We start from the raw sequence: 15,885 nt of genomic DNA on the forward strand, positions 1-15,885 counted from the left end.
CATGGCGCTGCGCATCCTGCTCGCCGACGACCACGCCATCGTGCGCCGTGGCGTCGCGCAATTGCTGATCGAGCGCGAGCTGGCCTCGGAGGTGATCGAAGCCGGAACCGGCGTGCAGGCGCTCGCACTCGCCGCGCGCCACGCGCCCGACGTGGCGATGCTCGACATTTCGCTTCCCGATGTGAACGGTCTCGACGTGCTAAAGCGCCTGAAGCGCGACATGCCGCGTCTGCCCGTGCTGATGTTTTCGATGCATCGCGAAGATCAATATGCCGTGCGCGCGCTCAAGGCCGGCGCGACGGGTTATCTCTCGAAGACGGCGGACCCGGCGCTCATGATCGGCGCGATTCAGCAAGTCGCGGCGGGCCGCAAATACGTGAGCCCGGAAATGGCGGAAGCGCTTGCGAACTACGTTTCGCTTGGTTCGGAGCGGATGCCGCATGAGCAACTCTCTGACCGCGAATTCCAGACGCTGTGCATGCTGGCTTCGGGCAAGCGGCTCACGGACATCGCACACGCGCTTTCGCTGTCGGTGAAAACAGTGAGCGTTTATCGGGCGCGCTTACTCGACAAGATGCAGCTTGCGAACAACGCCGAACTGACCTTCTATGTGATGAGCCATCGCCTCATCGACATGAACCCGGCAATAGCGGGCTGAATGGTCCCGGAATTTATCTTAGATAAGATAAAAAACGAACGATCTGTAAAAAATGCGCAAGGAAAGGGCGTCCCATGCTCGTTCTTTGGGCATGCTTCCAGTCTCCGCTAAACTATCGGGTTTTCCCGAGGTACGGTGCCTTTGAGCGCCTTTAGGAGACTCACCGCAATGTCGTTGTTCCGCAAGAAAAACATCGAGCACATGCTGGCTGCCACCCACAGCACGTCGCTCAAGAAGACTCTGGGCGCGCTCGATCTCACCTTCCTTGGTATTGGCGCCATCATCGGCACCGGCATTTTCGTGCTGACGGGGACCGGCGCCGTGCAAGCCGGCCCGGCGCTCATGGTTTCGTTCATCGTCGCGGCAATTGCGTGCTGTTTCGCGGCGCTTGCCTACGCCGAGTTCTCATCGACCATTCCGGTTGCCGGTTCCATCTATACCTATTCTTACGCCACGCTTGGCGAACTGGCTGCGTGGATCATCGGCTGGGATCTGATGCTCGAATACGGGCTTGCCACTTCCGCCGTGTCAGTCGGATGGTCGGGTTATCTGCAATCGCTACTGTCGGGCTTCGGCATCTCGCTGCCGACCGTACTGACCGCCGCGCCCGGCGCGTTGCCCGACCACGTCACCTATTTCAACCTGCCCGCATTTCTGGTGATGATGGCGATCACCGCGCTCTTGTCGGTCGGCGTGAAGGAATCCACGCGCGTGAACAACATCATGGTCGCGATCAAGGTGACCGTCGTGTTGCTGGTGATCGCCGTGGGCGTGTTTCATGTGACGCCTGCCAATTGGCATCCGTTCATGCCGAATGGCTGGTCGGGCGTATTCGGCGCGGCGGCGGTGATGTTCTTCGCGTTCATCGGTTTCGATTCGGTGTCGTCCGCCGCCGAGGAGGTGAAGAACCCGAAGCGCGATCTGCCGATCGGCATCATTTCGTCGCTGGCCGTGTGCGCGGTGTTGTATGTCGCCGTCGCGGCGGTCGTGACGGGCATCGTGCCGTCGGCGCAGTTCGCGGGCGTTTCGCATCCGGTTTCGTATGCGCTACAAGTGGTCGGACAGAACTGGGTCGCGGGTTTCATCGACTTAGGCGCGGTGCTCGGCATGCTCACCGTGATCCTCGTCATGAGCTACGGCCAGACGCGCATCATCTACGCGATGTCGCGTGACGGACTCTTGCCCGCGCGGCTCTCGAAAGTTCATCCGCGTTATTCGACGCCTTTCTTCACGACCTGGCTCGTCGGCATTTTCTTCGGGCTGATCGGCGCGCTCGTGCCGCTCAATGTGCTGGCGGAACTCATCAACATCGGCACGCTCGCGGCGTTCTCGATGGTATCCATCGCCGTGCTGATCCTGCGCCGCACGCATCCGGACTTGCCGCGCGCGTTCCGCTGTCCTGGCGTGCCGGTGGTGCCCATTCTCGCGGTGGCGTCGTGCCTGTTTCTCATGCTCAATCTCAAGGCGATGACGTGGGTCGCGTTCGTCGTTTGGCTCGTGATCGGCCTCGCGATTTATTTCGTCTACTCGCGCCGGCATTCGGTGCTCGGTCGCGCGCAGGCTTCGAAAAACGTGCTGTAAGGCGTCTTGCGCGCCGGTTGCATGAACGCCGCCTTCGGGCGGCGTTTTTATTTTCAGAGCCGCAAGCGAAGACGAGCGCAGACAGGCAAACGCATCCACCGGCAAGTAAGCCCAATAGCTACGCTCGCCGATTTGTGCTTTACTCGGCTCTGCAAACATGAACGCGCATCACACGATTTCCCAGCCAAACGCTCACAGCAGCAGGTCGGCAGGTTCAGGACGTGGTTGACGTGAGTGGCGAAGCAAGCGAGTGGCGTAAGGCTGGTCCATCCCCACAGCAGTCGGTCTGCCGTGACCGGAATAGAAGCGGATAGCTTCGCTTCGAGTCGTCGCAGAGAAACTGCACGAGGCCCGCGTATGGAGCAAAAAAGCTCCGGCCGGGTCGCAAAGGAGACAGTAATGACGCTCAGCATCAGCCTGACGGTCAACGGCAAACCCGTGACCGCCAACGTCGAACCGCATCTTCTGCTCGTCCAGTTTCTACGCGAACAACTCAGGCTCACCGGCACGCACATTGGCTGCGATACCGCGCAGTGCGGCGCGTGCACCGTGCATCTCGAAGGGCGCGCGATCAAGTCGTGCAACATCCTCGCCGCGCAGGCCGACGGCATGGCGGTGACGACTATCGAAGGCATGGCGAAAGACGGCGAGCTTCATCCCATGCAGGCGGCCTTCAAGGAATGCCACGGTCTGCAATGCGGTTTCTGCACGCCGGGCATGGTGATGAGCGCGAGCGCACTCGCCGCGCAGTCTCCGGATCTCTCCGAAGAGGAAGTGCGCGAGCAGCTCGACGGCAATCTGTGCCGCTGTACGGGCTATCACAACATCGTCAAGGCGGTCCTGCAGGGCGCGCAATCCATGAGGTCGGGCGGCTAGAAACACTAGCTGCGCTCTATCGATCGATCCGGATTTCGCGCCTATCAAGGAGACCGCGATGAATGCCCCTGAGCAACAGAAACTGATTGGCGCTGGCATCAAGCGCAAGGAAGACTATCGCTTCCTGACGGGTGCCGGCCAGTACACCGACGATGTCGTCCTTCCACAGCAAAGCTACGCCGCGTTCCTGCGCTCGCCTCACGCGCACGCGAAGATTCGCGGTATCGACATGGAAGCGGCCAAGGCTTCGCCGGGCGTGATCGCCATTTTCACGGGCAAGGATCTTGCCGGCGAAAATGTCGGTGGCTTGCCGTGCGGCTGGCTGATCCACAGCACCGATGGCTCGCCGATGAAAGAGCCGCCGCATCCCGTCATCGCGAACGAAAAGGTGCTGCACGTGGGCGATCAGGTCGCGCTCGTGGTCGCCGAATCCATCAAGGAAGCGAAGGACGCGCTCGAACTCATCGAGGTCGATTACGACGTGCTGCCCGCCGCGGTCGATACCGGCAGCGCCGCCGGCGACGGCCAGCCGCAAGTGCACGACAGCGTGCCGAACAACGTCTGCTACAACTGGGGCCACGGCGACAAGGCCAAGACCGACGCCGCCTTCGCGCAGGCCGCGCACGTGACGACGCTCGATATCGTGAACCAGCGCCTCGTGCCGAACGCGATCGAACCGCGCGCCGTCAACGCGAGCTATTCGAAGCACGACGAAAGCTACACGGTCTACGTCGCGAATCAGAACCCGCACGTCGAGCGGCTGCTGATGGCGGCGTTCGTACTGTCGCTGCCGGAATCGAAACTGCGCATCATCGCGCCGGATGTGGGCGGCGGCTTCGGCTCGAAGATTTTCCTGTACCCGGAAGACGTGGCGCTGACGTGGGCGTCGAAGAAAGTCGGGCGTCCGATCAAGTGGACGGCCGAGCGCTCCGAAGCGTTTCTCTCCGACGCGCATGGCCGCGATCACGTCACCAAAGCAGAACTCGCCATCGACAAAGACGGCAAGTTTCTCGCGATGCGCGTGCACACGACGGCGAACATGGGCGCGTATCTGTCGACGTTCGCCTCGTCGATTCCGACCGTGCTCTACGCGACCTTGCTCGCCGGCCAATACACCACGCCCGCGATCTACGCCGAAGTCAAAGCGGTCTTCACCAACACCGTTCCCGTCGATGCCTATCGCGGCGCGGGCCGTCCGGAAGCGACCTATGTCGTCGAGCGGCTCGTCGAAACGGCGGCGCGCGAGTTGAATATCGATCCGGTCGAACTGCGCCGCCGCAACTTCATACGCGAGTTTCCGTACGCGACGCCGGTCGGCCTGACCTACGACGTCGGCGATTACGACGCGTGTCTGAACCGCGCGCTCGAACTCGCGGACGTGCAAGGCTTTGCCATGCGCAAGGCGGAATCGGAGAAAGCGGGCAAGCTACGCGGCATCGGCTATTCGTGCTATATCGAGGCGTGCGGGCTCGCGCCCTCGAATGTCGCGGGGGCGCTCGGCGCGCGGGCGGGCTTGTTCGAGGCGGGCGAAGTGCGCGTGCATCCTACCGGCTCGGTCACGGTTTTCACCGGCTCGCACAGTCACGGACAAGGGCACGAAACGACCTTCGCGCAAGTGGTCGCGGACCGGCTTGGCGTGGATATCGACAACGTCGAGATCATTCACGGCGACACGGGCCGTATTCCGTTTGGCATGGGCACGTATGGCTCGCGCTCCATTTCGGTCGGCGGCTCGGCGATCATGAAGGCGCTCGACAAGGTGGAAGCGAAGGCCAAGAAGATTGCCGCGCATCTGCTCGAAGCAGCGGTGGAGGACATCGAGTTCAAGAACGGCACGTTCCGCGTGGCGGGCACGGACCGCACGAAGAGTTTCGTCGATGTCTCGCTTGCCGCCTACGTGCCGCACAACTTCCCGCTGGAAACCATGGAGCCGGGGCTGAACGAAAACGCGTTCTACGATCCGACCAACTTCACTTATCCGTCGGGCGCGTATGTCTGCGAAGTGGAAGTCGATCAGGACACGGGTGAAACGCGTATTCAGAAGTTCACGGCGGTCGATGACTTCGGCAACGTGATCAACCCGATGATCGTCGAAGGGCAAGTGCATGGCGGGCTCGGCCAGGGAATCGGCCAGGCGATGCTCGAGCGCTGCGTCTACGACGACACCACCGGCCAGTTGCTCTCAGGCTCGTATATGGATTACGCGATGCCGCATGCCATCGACTTGCCGAACTTCACCGTCGAAACCGCGAAGGGCACGCCGTGCTCGCACAATCCGCTCGGCGTGAAGGGCTGCGGCGAAGCGGGCGCAATCGGCTCGCCGCCCGCCGTCATCAACGCGATTCTCGATGCCCTCGCGCCGCTCGGCGTGAAGGATTTGCAGATGCCCGCGACGCCCCATCGCGTGTGGTCCGCAATGCACGCCGCCCAACGCGCCTGAACGGAGAACGAACATGTACGCATTCGACTATCAACGTCCCGGCGAGACTCAGGCTGCGGTTGCCGCGCTTGCCGCCAACGGCGATGCCAAATTCCTCGCGGGCGGCCAGAGCCTCTTGCCGACCATGCGCTTGCGGCTCGCGCAGCCATCGGCGCTCGTGGATGTGACGCGCATCGCGTCGATGAAAAGCATCGCGCTCGATGGCGGCAAGCTGATCATCGGCGGCGCCATGTGCCACGCGCAGGTTGCATCGGACGAACAGGTTCGAAAGGCGCTGCCCGGTCTCGCCGATCTGGCTGGCCGAATCGGCGACAGACAGGTGCGCGAGCGCGGCACGATTGGCGGTTCGCTTGCCAACGACGACCCCGCCGCGTGCTATCCGGCCGCCGTGCTTGCGCTGAACGCGACGGTGGTGACGGATCGCAGGCGCATTGGCGCGGATGAGTTTTTCATCGACATGTATCAGACCGCGCTGGAACCGGACGAGTTGATCGTCGCGGTGGAATTTCCGCTCGCCGAGCGCGCCGCGTACGAAAAGTTTCGCAACCCTGCTTCGCACTTCGCGCTCGTCGGCGTGTTCGTTGCAAAGCATGAAGACGGCGTGCGCGTTGGCGTGACGGGCGCGGCGTCTTCCGTGTTTCGTGCGGCCGAGCTGGAGGCGGCGTTGTCGAAAGACTTTTCCGTCAGCGCGGCGCGAGGCGTGAAGATCCTGCCCGGCGAACTCAACGATGACATGCACGCGAGCGCGGAATATCGCGCGCATCTGATTCCGGTGCTGGCGGGCCGGGCGATCGAACGCGCCAACTCGTTCTAGGCAGCACGTCGAAGTCATTCAGCAACCAAGCGGCGGATTTCGAGTCCGCCGCGCCTTCCCATGATGCCGAACGAGCCGGATTCCATCGACGAGACGCTCGCGCGACTGCGCGAGCATCAATACTTCGCGAACCGCGAGCTCGCGACGGCGCTTTTTCTCGCGCTGAAAATGCAGCGGCCGCTCTTTCTCGAAGGCGAACCGGGCGTCGGCAAGACCGAACTCGCGAAAGCGGCGGCGGGTCTGTGCGGCACGACGCTCTTGCGCCTGCAATGCTACGAAGGTCTCGATACGGCGAGCGCGCTCTACGAATGGGACTATCCGCGTCAGATCATGGCGCTGCGGCTCGCGGAAGCATCGGGTGAAACACCCTCGAACGATTCGCTGTATCGCGGCGAGTTTCTGTTGAAGCGTCCGTTGCTTCAGGCGCTGCTGCCCGATCCTTCGAACGCGAACGCGCGGCGCGTGTTGCTCATCGATGAAATCGATCGCGCCGACGAGCCGTTCGAAGCGTTCCTGCTCGAACTGCTGTCGGACTTTCAGGTGTCGATTCCCGAGTACGGCACGGTGCGCGCCACGCATCCGCCTCTCGTCGTGATGACCTCGAACCGCACGCGCGAAGTACACGATGCGCTCAAGCGCCGCTGTCTTTATCAGTGGATCGGCTATCCCGCGCGCGATGTCGAGCTCGAGATCGTCGCGGCGCGCGCACCGGAAGCGAGCCGCGACTTACAGGCGCGAGCGGTCGGCTTCGTGCACGAGTTGCGTACGCTGGATCTGTTCAAGGCGCCGGGCGTCGCGGAAACCATCGACTGGTGCCGCGCGCTCGCGGCGTTGTCGGTGTCGGAACTGGACCCGCAGTCGGTGCGCGACACGCTCGGCGTGCTGTTGAAGTATCAGGACGACCTCGCGCGCATGGACGCCGACACGCTCGCGCAATGTCTTTCGGCGGCGCGGTCATAGCGATGGAAACCATCGCGCGCAACGTCGTGCACTTCGTCAGGCTGCTGCGCGGCGCGGGCCTCGGCATGTCGCCCGCGCATGCCGTCGATGCCATCGACGCGCTGCGCTTCATCGATCTGCGCCGTCGCGACGACGTGCACGCGACGCTCGCGTGTCTGCTGGTTCACGCGAGCGACGAGCGCGGCATCTTCGACGCGGCCTTCGATCTCTTTTGGCGCGATCCCGACTGGGAAGGCAAGCTGCGCATGCTGTTGCTGCCGAAAGTGACGAACGGCATGCCGCCGCCCAAACGCAACAACCGTCTCGCCGATGCGCTCGCCACGCGCGCGGTGTCATCGGCTGAAACGAAGCGGGAAGGCGCGACCGAGGAAGCGCACGCGCGCCTCTCGTTCAGCGCGCGGGAACGCCTGAGCCAGCGCGATTTCGATACCCTGAGCGCCGACGAGTGGCGCACGCTGCGGCATCAGATTCGCGCGCATCGGCTGCCGCTTGCTAGCGAACCGACGCGCAGGCTCAAGGCGGCTTCGCGCGGCACGCATGCCGACCTGAAGGCGAGCGCACGTCACGCGGTTCGTTCAGGCGGCGACTGGACCGTGTGGAAATACCGCGCCGTCGTGGAACGCCGGCCGCCGCTCGTCTTGTTGCTCGACATATCCGGCTCGATGAGCGCATATTCGCGCGCCGTGCTGTACTTCTGCCACGCGCTTTTGCAATCGCGCGAGCGCTTGCAGGTGTTTCTGTTCGGCACGCGTCTGACCAACGCCACGCGCGCGTTGCGTGAGCGCGATCCGGACGTCGCGATTGCCGCGCTCGGGCTTCAGGTCGCCGACTGGTCGGGCGGAACGCGCATTGGCGGGGCGCTCGCCGAGTTCAATCGACGCTGGGCGCGCCGCGTGCTTGCAGGTCGCGCGACCGTTCTTCTCGTCACCGACGGCCTGGATCACGAGGCCATCGACGTGCTCGAAACCGAAATTGCGCGGCTGCATCGTTTCGCGCATCGGCTGGTGTGGCTCAATCCGCTTCTGAGATTCGCCGATTTCACGCCGCGCGCCCGAGGCGTGCGCGCGATCCTGCCGCACGTCGATGCGATGCTCGCGGCCCACAATCTCGACAGTCTCACCGCTGTCGGACGGGAACTGGCGGCGGCGCACGGCCGGCACGATTCAGGCGCGCGTCGCGTCCCGTGAGTTTCAGGGAGACGAAAAATGGAACTGTCCGAAACGCATGTCTTGCCGGTGCCCCAGGCGCGGGCGTGGGAAGCGCTCAACGACACGGAGATTCTGAAACTTTGTATCCCCGGCTGCGACAGCATCGACGCGGAAGGCGAGAATGCGTATGCGGTCGCGATGACAGCGGCGGTCGGCCCGGTCAAGGCGCGCTTCAAGGGCCGCATGGAACTGACGAATATCGACGCGCCGAAGACGTACACCATCGTGTTCGAAGGGCAGGGCGGCGCGGCCGGTTTCAGCAAGGGCAGCGCGACGGTGAACCTGGAACCGGGCGAGACCGCCGACACCACCAGGCTCACTTACAGCGCGAATGCGCAGGTGGGTGGCAAGCTGGCGCAGATCGGCTCGCGGCTCGTGGATGGCGCGGCGCGCAAAATCGCGGGCGAGTTCTTCAAGCGCTTCAGCGCGCAATTGCAGGGCGCGAGTGAACCGGCGAATGAATCGGCGGACGCTGAAAACGGCGGCGACGCAGGGCAGGAACAGGGAAAGAAATCATGGACAGCGTGGATCTCGAAGTCTTGAAAAACAGCGCGCGATGGCTCGATGAAGGTCATCGCGCATTGCTCGTCACGGTGGTGAAGACGTGGGGCTCGTCGCCGCGCCCGGAAGGCGCCATGCTCGCCGTGCGCGCCGACGGCCACGTGGTCGGATCGGTGTCGGGCGGGTGTATAGAAGACGATCTGATCGAGCGCGTGCGGCAACGCGGTATCGAGCAGACGAAGCCGGAAGCGGTGAAGTACGGCATCAGCGCTGAAGAAGCGCATCGCTTCGGCTTGCCGTGCGGCGGCACGATTCAGCTCGTGCTGGAGCCGTTGACGAAGGACAGCGGCATCGCGGAACTGTGCGCGGCGGTGGAAAGCGGGCGGCTCGTCGCGCGCACGCTCGACATGGCGACCGGCCGCGCGCGTCTCGAACCGGCGCAAGCTACCGATGGCGTGCTCTTCGACGACGCCACGCTGCTCACCATCCACGGGCCGCGCTATCGCATGCTGGTGATCGGCGCGGGGCAGTTGTCGCGCTATCTGTGCAGCATCGCGGTGGGGCTGGATTATCAGGTCACTGTCTGCGATCCGCGCGTGGAGTACACGGACGAGTGGAACGTGCCGGGCACGACCATCGTGCGGACCATGCCCGACGATACCGTGATGGACATGAAACTCGACGAACGCTGCGCGGTCATCGCGCTGACGCACGATCCGAAGCTCGACGATCTCGCGCTGATGGAAGCGCTGAAAACGCCCGCCTTCTATGTCGGCGCGCTGGGATCGCGGCGCAACAACGCCGCGCGGCGCGAGCGCCTGAAGGAGTTCGATCTCAACGAAGCCGAACTCGCGCGACTGCACGGGCCGGTGGGCATTTATATCGGCAGCCGCACGCCGCCCGAGATCGCGGTGTCGATTCTCGCGGAAGTCACGGCGGCGAAGAACGGCGTGTCCTTGCCGGAATTGCTGAAGGTGGAAGGCGCAAAGGCCGCGCGGGAAGTCGCGGGAAGTGGCGAGGTGTGTGGCGTATGAGTTTGGCGACCCCGAATTCGCAAGCTCAGGCCCGCATCGCGTGCGGCCTATAATCGTCGTTCTCATCCGCGCGGCCTATTTTGATGCGCCAAGCCTGCGCGGACAGGTCATCGAACTATTTCCAATCTGCACCGAATGCCCGGCAAACCCTTGACCGGCGATGCCCGCCGCGCAATCGCGCAAGCGGATGCGCCGCCGCAACCCGCGTCCGTCAGAACCGGGCAGCGTCACATGAGCCACCGTGCGTTACGCGGGTGGTCCGTGGTGCATCGCTGGACGAGTCTCATCTGCACCGCGTTCATGTTGCTGCTCTGTCTGACGGGCCTGCCGCTCGTCTTCGGTCACCAACTCGACCTGCTGACGGGCGATGCCATCGAAGCGCCTGCGCTTCCCGCATCGCAGGCGAATGCGCGCGCGAGTTACGACGCGGTCTTGCACGCCGCGCTGAGGGAGCATTCCGGCCACGTTGCGCAGTACATGATTTGGGAGCCGGACGAACCGCTTTTGCCTGTCATCGTCACCGCGCCTCGCGCCGATACACCGCCCGACGACACGCTAAGCACCACCGTCGATGCACGCACCGCGAGGCCGCTCGGCATGCCGCCGGGAAAGGGATCGCTCAAGTTCGTGCTGCTCAAACTGCACGTCGATATGTTCGCCGGACTCTTCGGCAAACTGTTCCTCGGCGCGATGGGCGTGATGTTTCTCGCGGCGATTGTCTCGGGTGTCGTCGTGTATTTGCCGTTCTGGCGCAAGGTCGGCCTCGGGCGCGTGCGGCTTGCGAAGAAGCGGCGCATCGTCTGGCTCGACTGGCATAACGCCATCGGCATGTTGACGCTCGCGTGGGCGCTATTGGTCGGCGCGACCGGTTCCATCAACACGCTCGCCGATCTCATGCTCGATGCCTGGCGTAACGATCAGCTCGCGCAGATGCTCGCGCCTTATCATGGCCAGCCGCCGGTGACGGTGCGCGCAACCGTCGACGATGTCGTGAAGACCGCGCAGGGCGTCGCACCCGGCATGATTCCGTCGTTCGTGGCGTTTCCGGGGACGCGCTTCAGCAGTCCGCATCACTATGCCGTGTGGATGCGCGGCGACGGCATTCTCACGACGCGAATCCTGCGGCCGGTTCTCGTGGATGCATCGACCGGCGCGCTCACCGATTCACGCGAATTGCCGTGGTATCTGAAAGTGCTGCTTGGCTCGCAGCCATTGCATTTCGGCGATTTCGGTGGGATGCCGCTCAAAATTTTCTGGGCAGCGTTCGATTTGCTGACCATCGCCGTGCTGGGAAGCGGTTTGTATCTTTGGCTCACGCGGCATAATCCGCGGAAGAGGAAGGCATAGAGCGGCGCGCGTGGTTCGCGCCGGCATGGCGAGGCCGGCCATGGGGGAAAGCGGAACAACGCGGCAAAACGGCGACACCGCGCATCCAAACCGCTTCGCCACGCACCAAGCGCGCTAGGGAGCGCCTTACATCAACCCACAAACAATTGCCGCGATCAGCGAGACGGTGACGATCACCACACCCGCCGTGCGCCGCTTGTTGAGCTCCGTCCACAACAGCACGCCAGTCAGCGACAGCAATATGATGCTGCCCGCGAACGTATCGATGAGCAGCACCCAGCCCACGCTCAGACCCACGCCCTTGTGCAGGTTCGTCATCATTGCGAGGAAGGTGTTTTCGGTGCGCTTCACCGACACGAAGTTATTGCCCACCCAGTATTCCGCCTGCACGTTGCCGCCTGGTGTGGCCAGTGCCACCGACCACTGCTCCGGCTGCATCGTGCTCTTGTCGCCCCAGCCGACCGGATGCGCGGGCTCGCGACGCGTGCGGCCAAGCTGACCGTCGATCTTCAATTCCTTCTTGAGCCACGTCCCCATGTCGCGCGGCGACTTGAATCCTTCGGCGGGCAAAGGCATCTGCATCTGCGAAACCTGCGGTTCGCCTGTCGAGATACGCAGCGGCGGCGCGCGGTGATTCAACAGGAAACCCGTCGTGCCGAACAGCAAGCCGAGTAAAGCGCCCCACAAGCCGATCCAGCCGTGCACCTTTCGCAGCCATTTGAGAAAAACCGAACGGCGCGACCGATTTTTGCGGACGAACTGCTCGGCATCGTCAATAAGCCGATGCGGCCGGTAGGAAGCGCCGCTCGTCGCGGATGGCTGCGGATTCAGTGTATCGGGCGCGTTCACGCGTCTCTCCGGAAGTGGGTCTGGTTCGGGCAAAGCCTCGCCGTAGTCGGCTAGACACGCGTTCAAATGCGGCGTCGGCGAGAGGCAACGAAGAGGCAATCAGATGAGAATCGTTATCATTACATGTCGAAAAACCTAACTCAACGTTTTTCGACTAACTAACACGATCATTTCTAACGAAATATTTCAGACCGGCCAGAGCGGGCCTTCCTGCATCGCGCCGACTTGCTCCCGCAGTTCGAGGATGCGTTCTTCCCAGTAACGCTGCGTGTTAAACCACGGGAAGGCGGCGGGGAACGCAGGATCGTTCCAGCGGCGCGCGAGCCAGGCCGCGTAGTGAATCAGCCGCAAGGTGCGCAGCGCTTCGATCAGATGCAGCTCGCGCGAGTCGAAATCGCAGAAGTCTTCGTATCCGGCGAGCAGATCGGCAAGCGCGCGCGATGCCTCCGCGCGGTCGCCCGGCAGCAGCAGCCAGAGGTCCTGAACGGCCGGGCCCATGCGGCTGTCGTCGAAATCGACGAAATGCGGACCGGCATCGGTCCAGAGCACGTTGCTCGGATGGCAATCGCCGTGCAGTCGCAGATGGCGCACGTCGCCCGCGCGCTCGAAACATTGCGCGACGCCTTCGAGCGCCATGTCCACGACGCGCTCGTAGGCCTCGCGGACATCGTCGGGCACGAAGCGATGCGTGAGCAGAAACTCGCGCGGCTCGTACCCAAAGGTTTGGATATCGAGTGTGGGCCGTTCGCGATACGGTTCGATGCCGCCCACCGCATGAATGCGCCCGATGAAGCGCCCGAGCCATTCGAGCGTGTCGCGGCCGTCGAGATCCGGCGCGCGGCCGCCGCGCCGTTCGAACACGGAGAAGCGAAAGCCTTCGAATTCATGGAGCGTCGCGCCTTCCAGCGAAAGTGCCGGAACCGCTGGAATCTCGCGCTCCGTCAACGTGGCGACGAAGGCGTGCTCTTCGAGAATCGCGGCATCCGACCATCGCCCGGGACGATAAAACTTCGCGACGATCGGCGGCCCGTCTTCGAGACCCGCCTGGTAGACGCGGTTTTCGTAGCTGTTGAGCGCCAGCAGGCGGCCGTCAGTGCGCTTGCCAACGGGGATCAGCACGCTGTCGAGCGCGTCGAGCACACGCTCGGGCGCGAGGCCGGCAAAGGGCGGGGCCTCGCTCGGCGCGGGCGCGCCGGGGGTATCGGAATGAGTTGAGTTCATTCCGGCATTGTGCCCCGCGCGCGGACAACTGGCTCGCCGGCCGCGCGCCGGTCAGCGTTCCTTCAGTGGACGACCGTGTTCGCGGGGCGCACGATCTCGCCCGTATCGATCAGATCTTCGAGAAAGAACGGCTCCGTGTTGAGCAGTTGAGTGACGCCGGGCTCGCCCGCGTACCACGCGACCATAGCCATGTCGCCCAGAATTCGCATCACGATGCCGCGTGCGCCCTGAGGCACGGCAATATGGACGGAGCGGACAATCGAACCGATTTGCATGATGAATCCCCGTTTCCGTGCCGGCTGAGGATAAAACGCCGGTCAAATATTTTCACCAAGCACAGGCTTTTCACGGCTCGTGCACCAGACAACCTGCCGCGTCATTGTTGCGCGACGCGCAGCACACACGGCTTCCATGAACGATTGTGTCCTTACTTTAGCGCATCGCGGCGCGTGAGCGCGATGCCTGCCGATATCATTTGTTGCCATTGGATGACGTTTTTCGGCATTAAGTTGTGTCCTGCGGCACATGTGACCGATTTCTGTATCGGGCAAAACCCTAAGGATCGGCGTATCTTTAGCGGTTTTGGGCCGCCGAACGTGGGCCGACAACTTTGAACCAGATCAGAATAATCCTCTCTGGTCGACACGGAGACCCTGGTTGTGAATGCATCGCCGGCGCCGCAGCGCACCGAAACTGAAGCTGATTCCATTCCCTATCTCGAGCGCGGCTCGCGCGCTTACTGGCGCGCGGCGCTGGCCTTGTTGTTCGCGGGCTATGCCACGTTCTCGCTGCTCTATTGCGTGCAGCCGCTGCTGCCGGAGTTCACCAAGGCGTTCGGCGTAAGCCCGGCGGTGAGTGCGCTTTCGGTCTCGGTGAGCACGGCGGCGCTGGCAGTGGCGATTTTCATCGCCGGATTCGTTTCGGAGAGTTGGAGCCGCCACCGCTTGATGACGATGTCGCTGCTCGCATCGTCCGTTCTCACCATGATCGTCGCCGCGCTGCCGAACTGGCACGCGCTATTGATCGTGCGCGCGCTGGAAGGCTTCGCGCTCGGCGGCGTGCCGGCGGTGGCAATGGCATATCTCGCGGAAGAGGTGCACCCCGAAGGCCTGGGCCTTGCGATGGGGCTCTACGTCGGCGGCACCGCGATAGGCGGCATGGCGGGTCGCGTGATCAGCGGCATCCTCGCCGATCTGTTCGGCTGGCGTATTGCTATTGGAGGAATCGGGCTGCTCGGGCTTTTCGCGACGCTGGCATTCCGTTCGTTGCTGCCGCCATCGCGGCGCTTCAAGCCGCGACGCGGCGTTGGGTTCCACCATCATCGACGCTCGCTTGCCGGACATTTGCGCCACGGCGGATTGCCGTTTCTGTTTCTCATCGGCTTCGTGCTGATGGGCAGTTTCGTCACGCTCTACAACTACGTGGGTTATCGGCTGCTCGGCGCGCCGTTCCGGCTCAATCAGACGCAGATCGGCGCGATTTTCACGGTTTATCTCACTGGCGTGGTCGCTTCGCCGTGGTCGGGCAAGCTCGCCGATGTATTCGGGCGCGGGCGCGTGCTAATTGCGAGTTTGCTTTTGATGATGCTCGGCATCGCGATGACGCTTTCGGGTTCCTTGCCAGTGATAATCGGCGGAATTGCCTGCCTGACGTTCGGCTTCTTTGCCGGGCATTCGGTGGCGAGCGGCTGGGTCGGACGACTCGCCGCGCAGGCAAAAGGACAAGCGGCGGCGCTCTATCTGCTTGCTTATTACCTTGGATCGAGCCTGATCGGCTCGTACGGCGGCCACTTTTGGACGGCGTTCGGCTGGCCTGGCGTGGCTTCGCTGATCGGCGCTTTGCTGCTGGTCGGAATGGCGGGCGCGGTTTATCTCAATGTGCGCGAGCGGAGTGCTTAATCGTCATTATTCCGCTGAGGCGATTTTGAAAGCCCGTTGAAATATGAGGGAAGTAAGGGTTTTTCCGCGTCTACTTAATAATTCCGTTTGCAAAGCCTTGTTTCAATGAGCTTGGTGCAATGCAATAGTTTTCAGGCGCACGAATATAGGCCGACACGGCGATTCGACCGGCCTATACTCGAAGCGTCGACGCGACGAATTATCTCGAGCGCGCCGCGACAAGAGCTTTAAGCTGGAAGAAGGGAGACGCACCATGACGACTTACTTCACAATCGGCGATTTCATTCTAATTATCCCGATGGCGCTCGCTGGCGCCTTGTTCCTCGGCGCCATTCCCTGCGCAACGCATTTCAAGAACAACGCCTTGCGCGTATTCGGCGCGCTATTGGGCGTGCTGGTTGCGTTCCTGCTCGTGGAAGGACTGCCGGCGCTGGTGTAGGCGCGGCGGGCGGATGCGCTTTAATCAGCACGTCCGCCCCTGATCGAAACCCGGTGCGG

General features: G+C 63.0%; 15 protein-coding genes. 12 read left to right on the forward strand and 3 right to left on the reverse strand.

The window, feature by feature from the left end:
• Position 1: 1 nt before the first annotated feature.
• The 10 genes from NCT04_RS14945 to NCT04_RS14990 all read left to right on the forward strand — a co-directional run bounded on the left by NCT04_RS14945 (position 2) and on the right by NCT04_RS14990 (position 11,419).
• Positions 2 to 658 (forward strand): response regulator, encoded by a 657-nt coding sequence (locus NCT04_RS14945; RefSeq protein WP_250466254.1) that lies wholly within the window; start codon positions 2 to 4, stop codon positions 656 to 658.
• A 168-nt stretch (positions 659 to 826) separates the two neighbouring features.
• Positions 827 to 2,239, forward strand: coding sequence for a branched-chain amino acid transporter BcaP (bcaP, locus tag NCT04_RS14950; RefSeq protein ID WP_250466256.1), 1,413 nt, complete (start codon positions 827 to 829; stop codon positions 2,237 to 2,239).
• A gap of 399 nt (positions 2,240 to 2,638) precedes the next feature.
• Positions 2,639 to 3,115, forward strand: coding sequence for a (2Fe-2S)-binding protein (locus NCT04_RS14955; protein WP_244826675.1), 477 nt, complete (start codon positions 2,639 to 2,641; stop codon positions 3,113 to 3,115).
• Positions 3,116 to 3,173: 58 nt separating this feature from the next.
• Complete coding sequence (locus tag NCT04_RS14960; protein ID WP_250466258.1) at positions 3,174 to 5,555, forward strand: xanthine dehydrogenase family protein molybdopterin-binding subunit; 2,382 nt, start codon at positions 3,174 to 3,176, stop codon at positions 5,553 to 5,555.
• 13 nt (positions 5,556 to 5,568) lie between these two features.
• The gene (locus NCT04_RS14965; RefSeq protein WP_250466260.1) at positions 5,569 to 6,369 is read left to right on the forward strand and encodes an FAD binding domain-containing protein; all 801 of its coding nucleotides are present in this window, start codon (positions 5,569 to 5,571) and stop codon (positions 6,367 to 6,369) included.
• A gap of 63 nt (positions 6,370 to 6,432) precedes the next feature.
• On the forward strand, positions 6,433 to 7,329 hold the full coding sequence (locus NCT04_RS14970) for an AAA family ATPase (protein WP_250466310.1): 897 nt from the start codon (positions 6,433 to 6,435) through the stop codon (positions 7,327 to 7,329).
• Complete coding sequence (locus NCT04_RS14975; protein WP_250466262.1) at positions 7,305 to 8,516, forward strand: vWA domain-containing protein; 1,212 nt, start codon at positions 7,305 to 7,307, stop codon at positions 8,514 to 8,516. The genes NCT04_RS14970 and NCT04_RS14975 overlap by 25 nt, the downstream gene beginning before the upstream one ends.
• Before the next feature lie 18 nt (positions 8,517 to 8,534).
• Positions 8,535 to 9,080 carry an SRPBCC family protein gene (locus NCT04_RS14980; protein ID WP_250466264.1) on the forward strand — a complete coding sequence of 182 codons (546 nt, stop codon included), beginning with the start codon at positions 8,535 to 8,537 and terminating at the stop codon, positions 9,078 to 9,080.
• Positions 9,053 to 10,072 (forward strand): XdhC family protein, encoded by a 1,020-nt coding sequence (locus tag NCT04_RS14985; RefSeq protein WP_250466265.1) that lies wholly within the window; start codon positions 9,053 to 9,055, stop codon positions 10,070 to 10,072. The genes NCT04_RS14980 and NCT04_RS14985 overlap by 28 nt, the downstream gene beginning before the upstream one ends.
• A 135-nt stretch (positions 10,073 to 10,207) precedes the next feature.
• Entirely contained in the window at positions 10,208 to 11,419 is a 1,212-nt protein-coding gene (locus NCT04_RS14990; RefSeq protein WP_250466267.1) for a PepSY-associated TM helix domain-containing protein, read from the forward strand.
• 126 nt (positions 11,420 to 11,545) lie between these two features.
• Here NCT04_RS14990 and NCT04_RS14995 read toward each other — a convergent pair whose 3' ends face one another.
• The 3 genes from NCT04_RS14995 to NCT04_RS15005 form a co-directional block, all read right to left on the reverse strand.
• Positions 11,546 to 12,268, reverse strand: coding sequence for a PepSY-associated TM helix domain-containing protein (locus NCT04_RS14995; RefSeq protein ID WP_250466269.1), 723 nt, complete (start codon positions 12,266 to 12,268; stop codon positions 11,546 to 11,548).
• 186 nt (positions 12,269 to 12,454) lie between these two features.
• Positions 12,455 to 13,489, reverse strand: a complete 1,035-nt coding sequence (locus NCT04_RS15000; protein ID WP_250466270.1) for a serine/threonine protein kinase — start codon at positions 13,487 to 13,489, stop codon at positions 12,455 to 12,457.
• Between the two features lie 62 nt (positions 13,490 to 13,551).
• On the reverse strand, positions 13,552 to 13,764 hold the full coding sequence (locus NCT04_RS15005; RefSeq protein ID WP_244826684.1) for a hypothetical protein: 213 nt from the start codon (positions 13,762 to 13,764) through the stop codon (positions 13,552 to 13,554).
• A gap of 384 nt (positions 13,765 to 14,148) precedes the next feature.
• Between NCT04_RS15005 and NCT04_RS15010 the strand changes: the two genes are divergently transcribed.
• Positions 14,149 to 15,387, forward strand: coding sequence for an MFS transporter (locus tag NCT04_RS15010; protein WP_250466272.1), 1,239 nt, complete (start codon positions 14,149 to 14,151; stop codon positions 15,385 to 15,387).
• A gap of 253 nt (positions 15,388 to 15,640) precedes the next feature.
• Entirely contained in the window at positions 15,641 to 15,826 is a 186-nt protein-coding gene (locus NCT04_RS15015) for a hypothetical protein (protein WP_244826686.1), read from the forward strand.
• Positions 15,827 to 15,885: the final 59 nt, after the last annotated feature.

The organism is Caballeronia sp. GAFFF2 (genome assembly GCF_023631485.1).
Classification (GTDB): domain Bacteria; phylum Pseudomonadota; class Gammaproteobacteria; order Burkholderiales; family Burkholderiaceae; genus Caballeronia.

Coding starts and splice junctions, on each gene's coding strand:
- NCT04_RS15015 (WP_244826686.1), top strand. CDS start 15,641: ATGACGACTTACTTCACAATCGGCGATTTCATTCTAATTATCCCGATG.
- NCT04_RS14985 (WP_250466265.1), top strand. CDS start 9,053: ATGGACAGCGTGGATCTCGAAGTCTTGAAAAACAGCGCGCGATGGCTC.
- NCT04_RS14980 (WP_250466264.1), top strand. CDS start 8,535: ATGGAACTGTCCGAAACGCATGTCTTGCCGGTGCCCCAGGCGCGGGCG.
- NCT04_RS14970 (WP_250466310.1), top strand. CDS start 6,433: ATGCCGAACGAGCCGGATTCCATCGACGAGACGCTCGCGCGACTGCGC.
- NCT04_RS14965 (WP_250466260.1), top strand. CDS start 5,569: ATGTACGCATTCGACTATCAACGTCCCGGCGAGACTCAGGCTGCGGTT.
- NCT04_RS14945 (WP_250466254.1), top strand. CDS start 2: ATGGCGCTGCGCATCCTGCTCGCCGACGACCACGCCATCGTGCGCCGT.
- NCT04_RS15005 (WP_244826684.1), bottom strand. CDS start 13,764: ATGCAAATCGGTTCGATTGTCCGCTCCGTCCATATTGCCGTGCCTCAG.
- NCT04_RS14955 (WP_244826675.1), top strand. CDS start 2,639: ATGACGCTCAGCATCAGCCTGACGGTCAACGGCAAACCCGTGACCGCC.
- NCT04_RS14990 (WP_250466267.1), top strand. CDS start 10,208: ATGCCCGGCAAACCCTTGACCGGCGATGCCCGCCGCGCAATCGCGCAA.
- NCT04_RS15000 (WP_250466270.1), bottom strand. CDS start 13,489: ATGAACTCAACTCATTCCGATACCCCCGGCGCGCCCGCGCCGAGCGAG.
- NCT04_RS14975 (WP_250466262.1), top strand. CDS start 7,305: ATGTCTTTCGGCGGCGCGGTCATAGCGATGGAAACCATCGCGCGCAAC.
- NCT04_RS14960 (WP_250466258.1), top strand. CDS start 3,174: ATGAATGCCCCTGAGCAACAGAAACTGATTGGCGCTGGCATCAAGCGC.
- bcaP (WP_250466256.1), top strand. CDS start 827: ATGTCGTTGTTCCGCAAGAAAAACATCGAGCACATGCTGGCTGCCACC.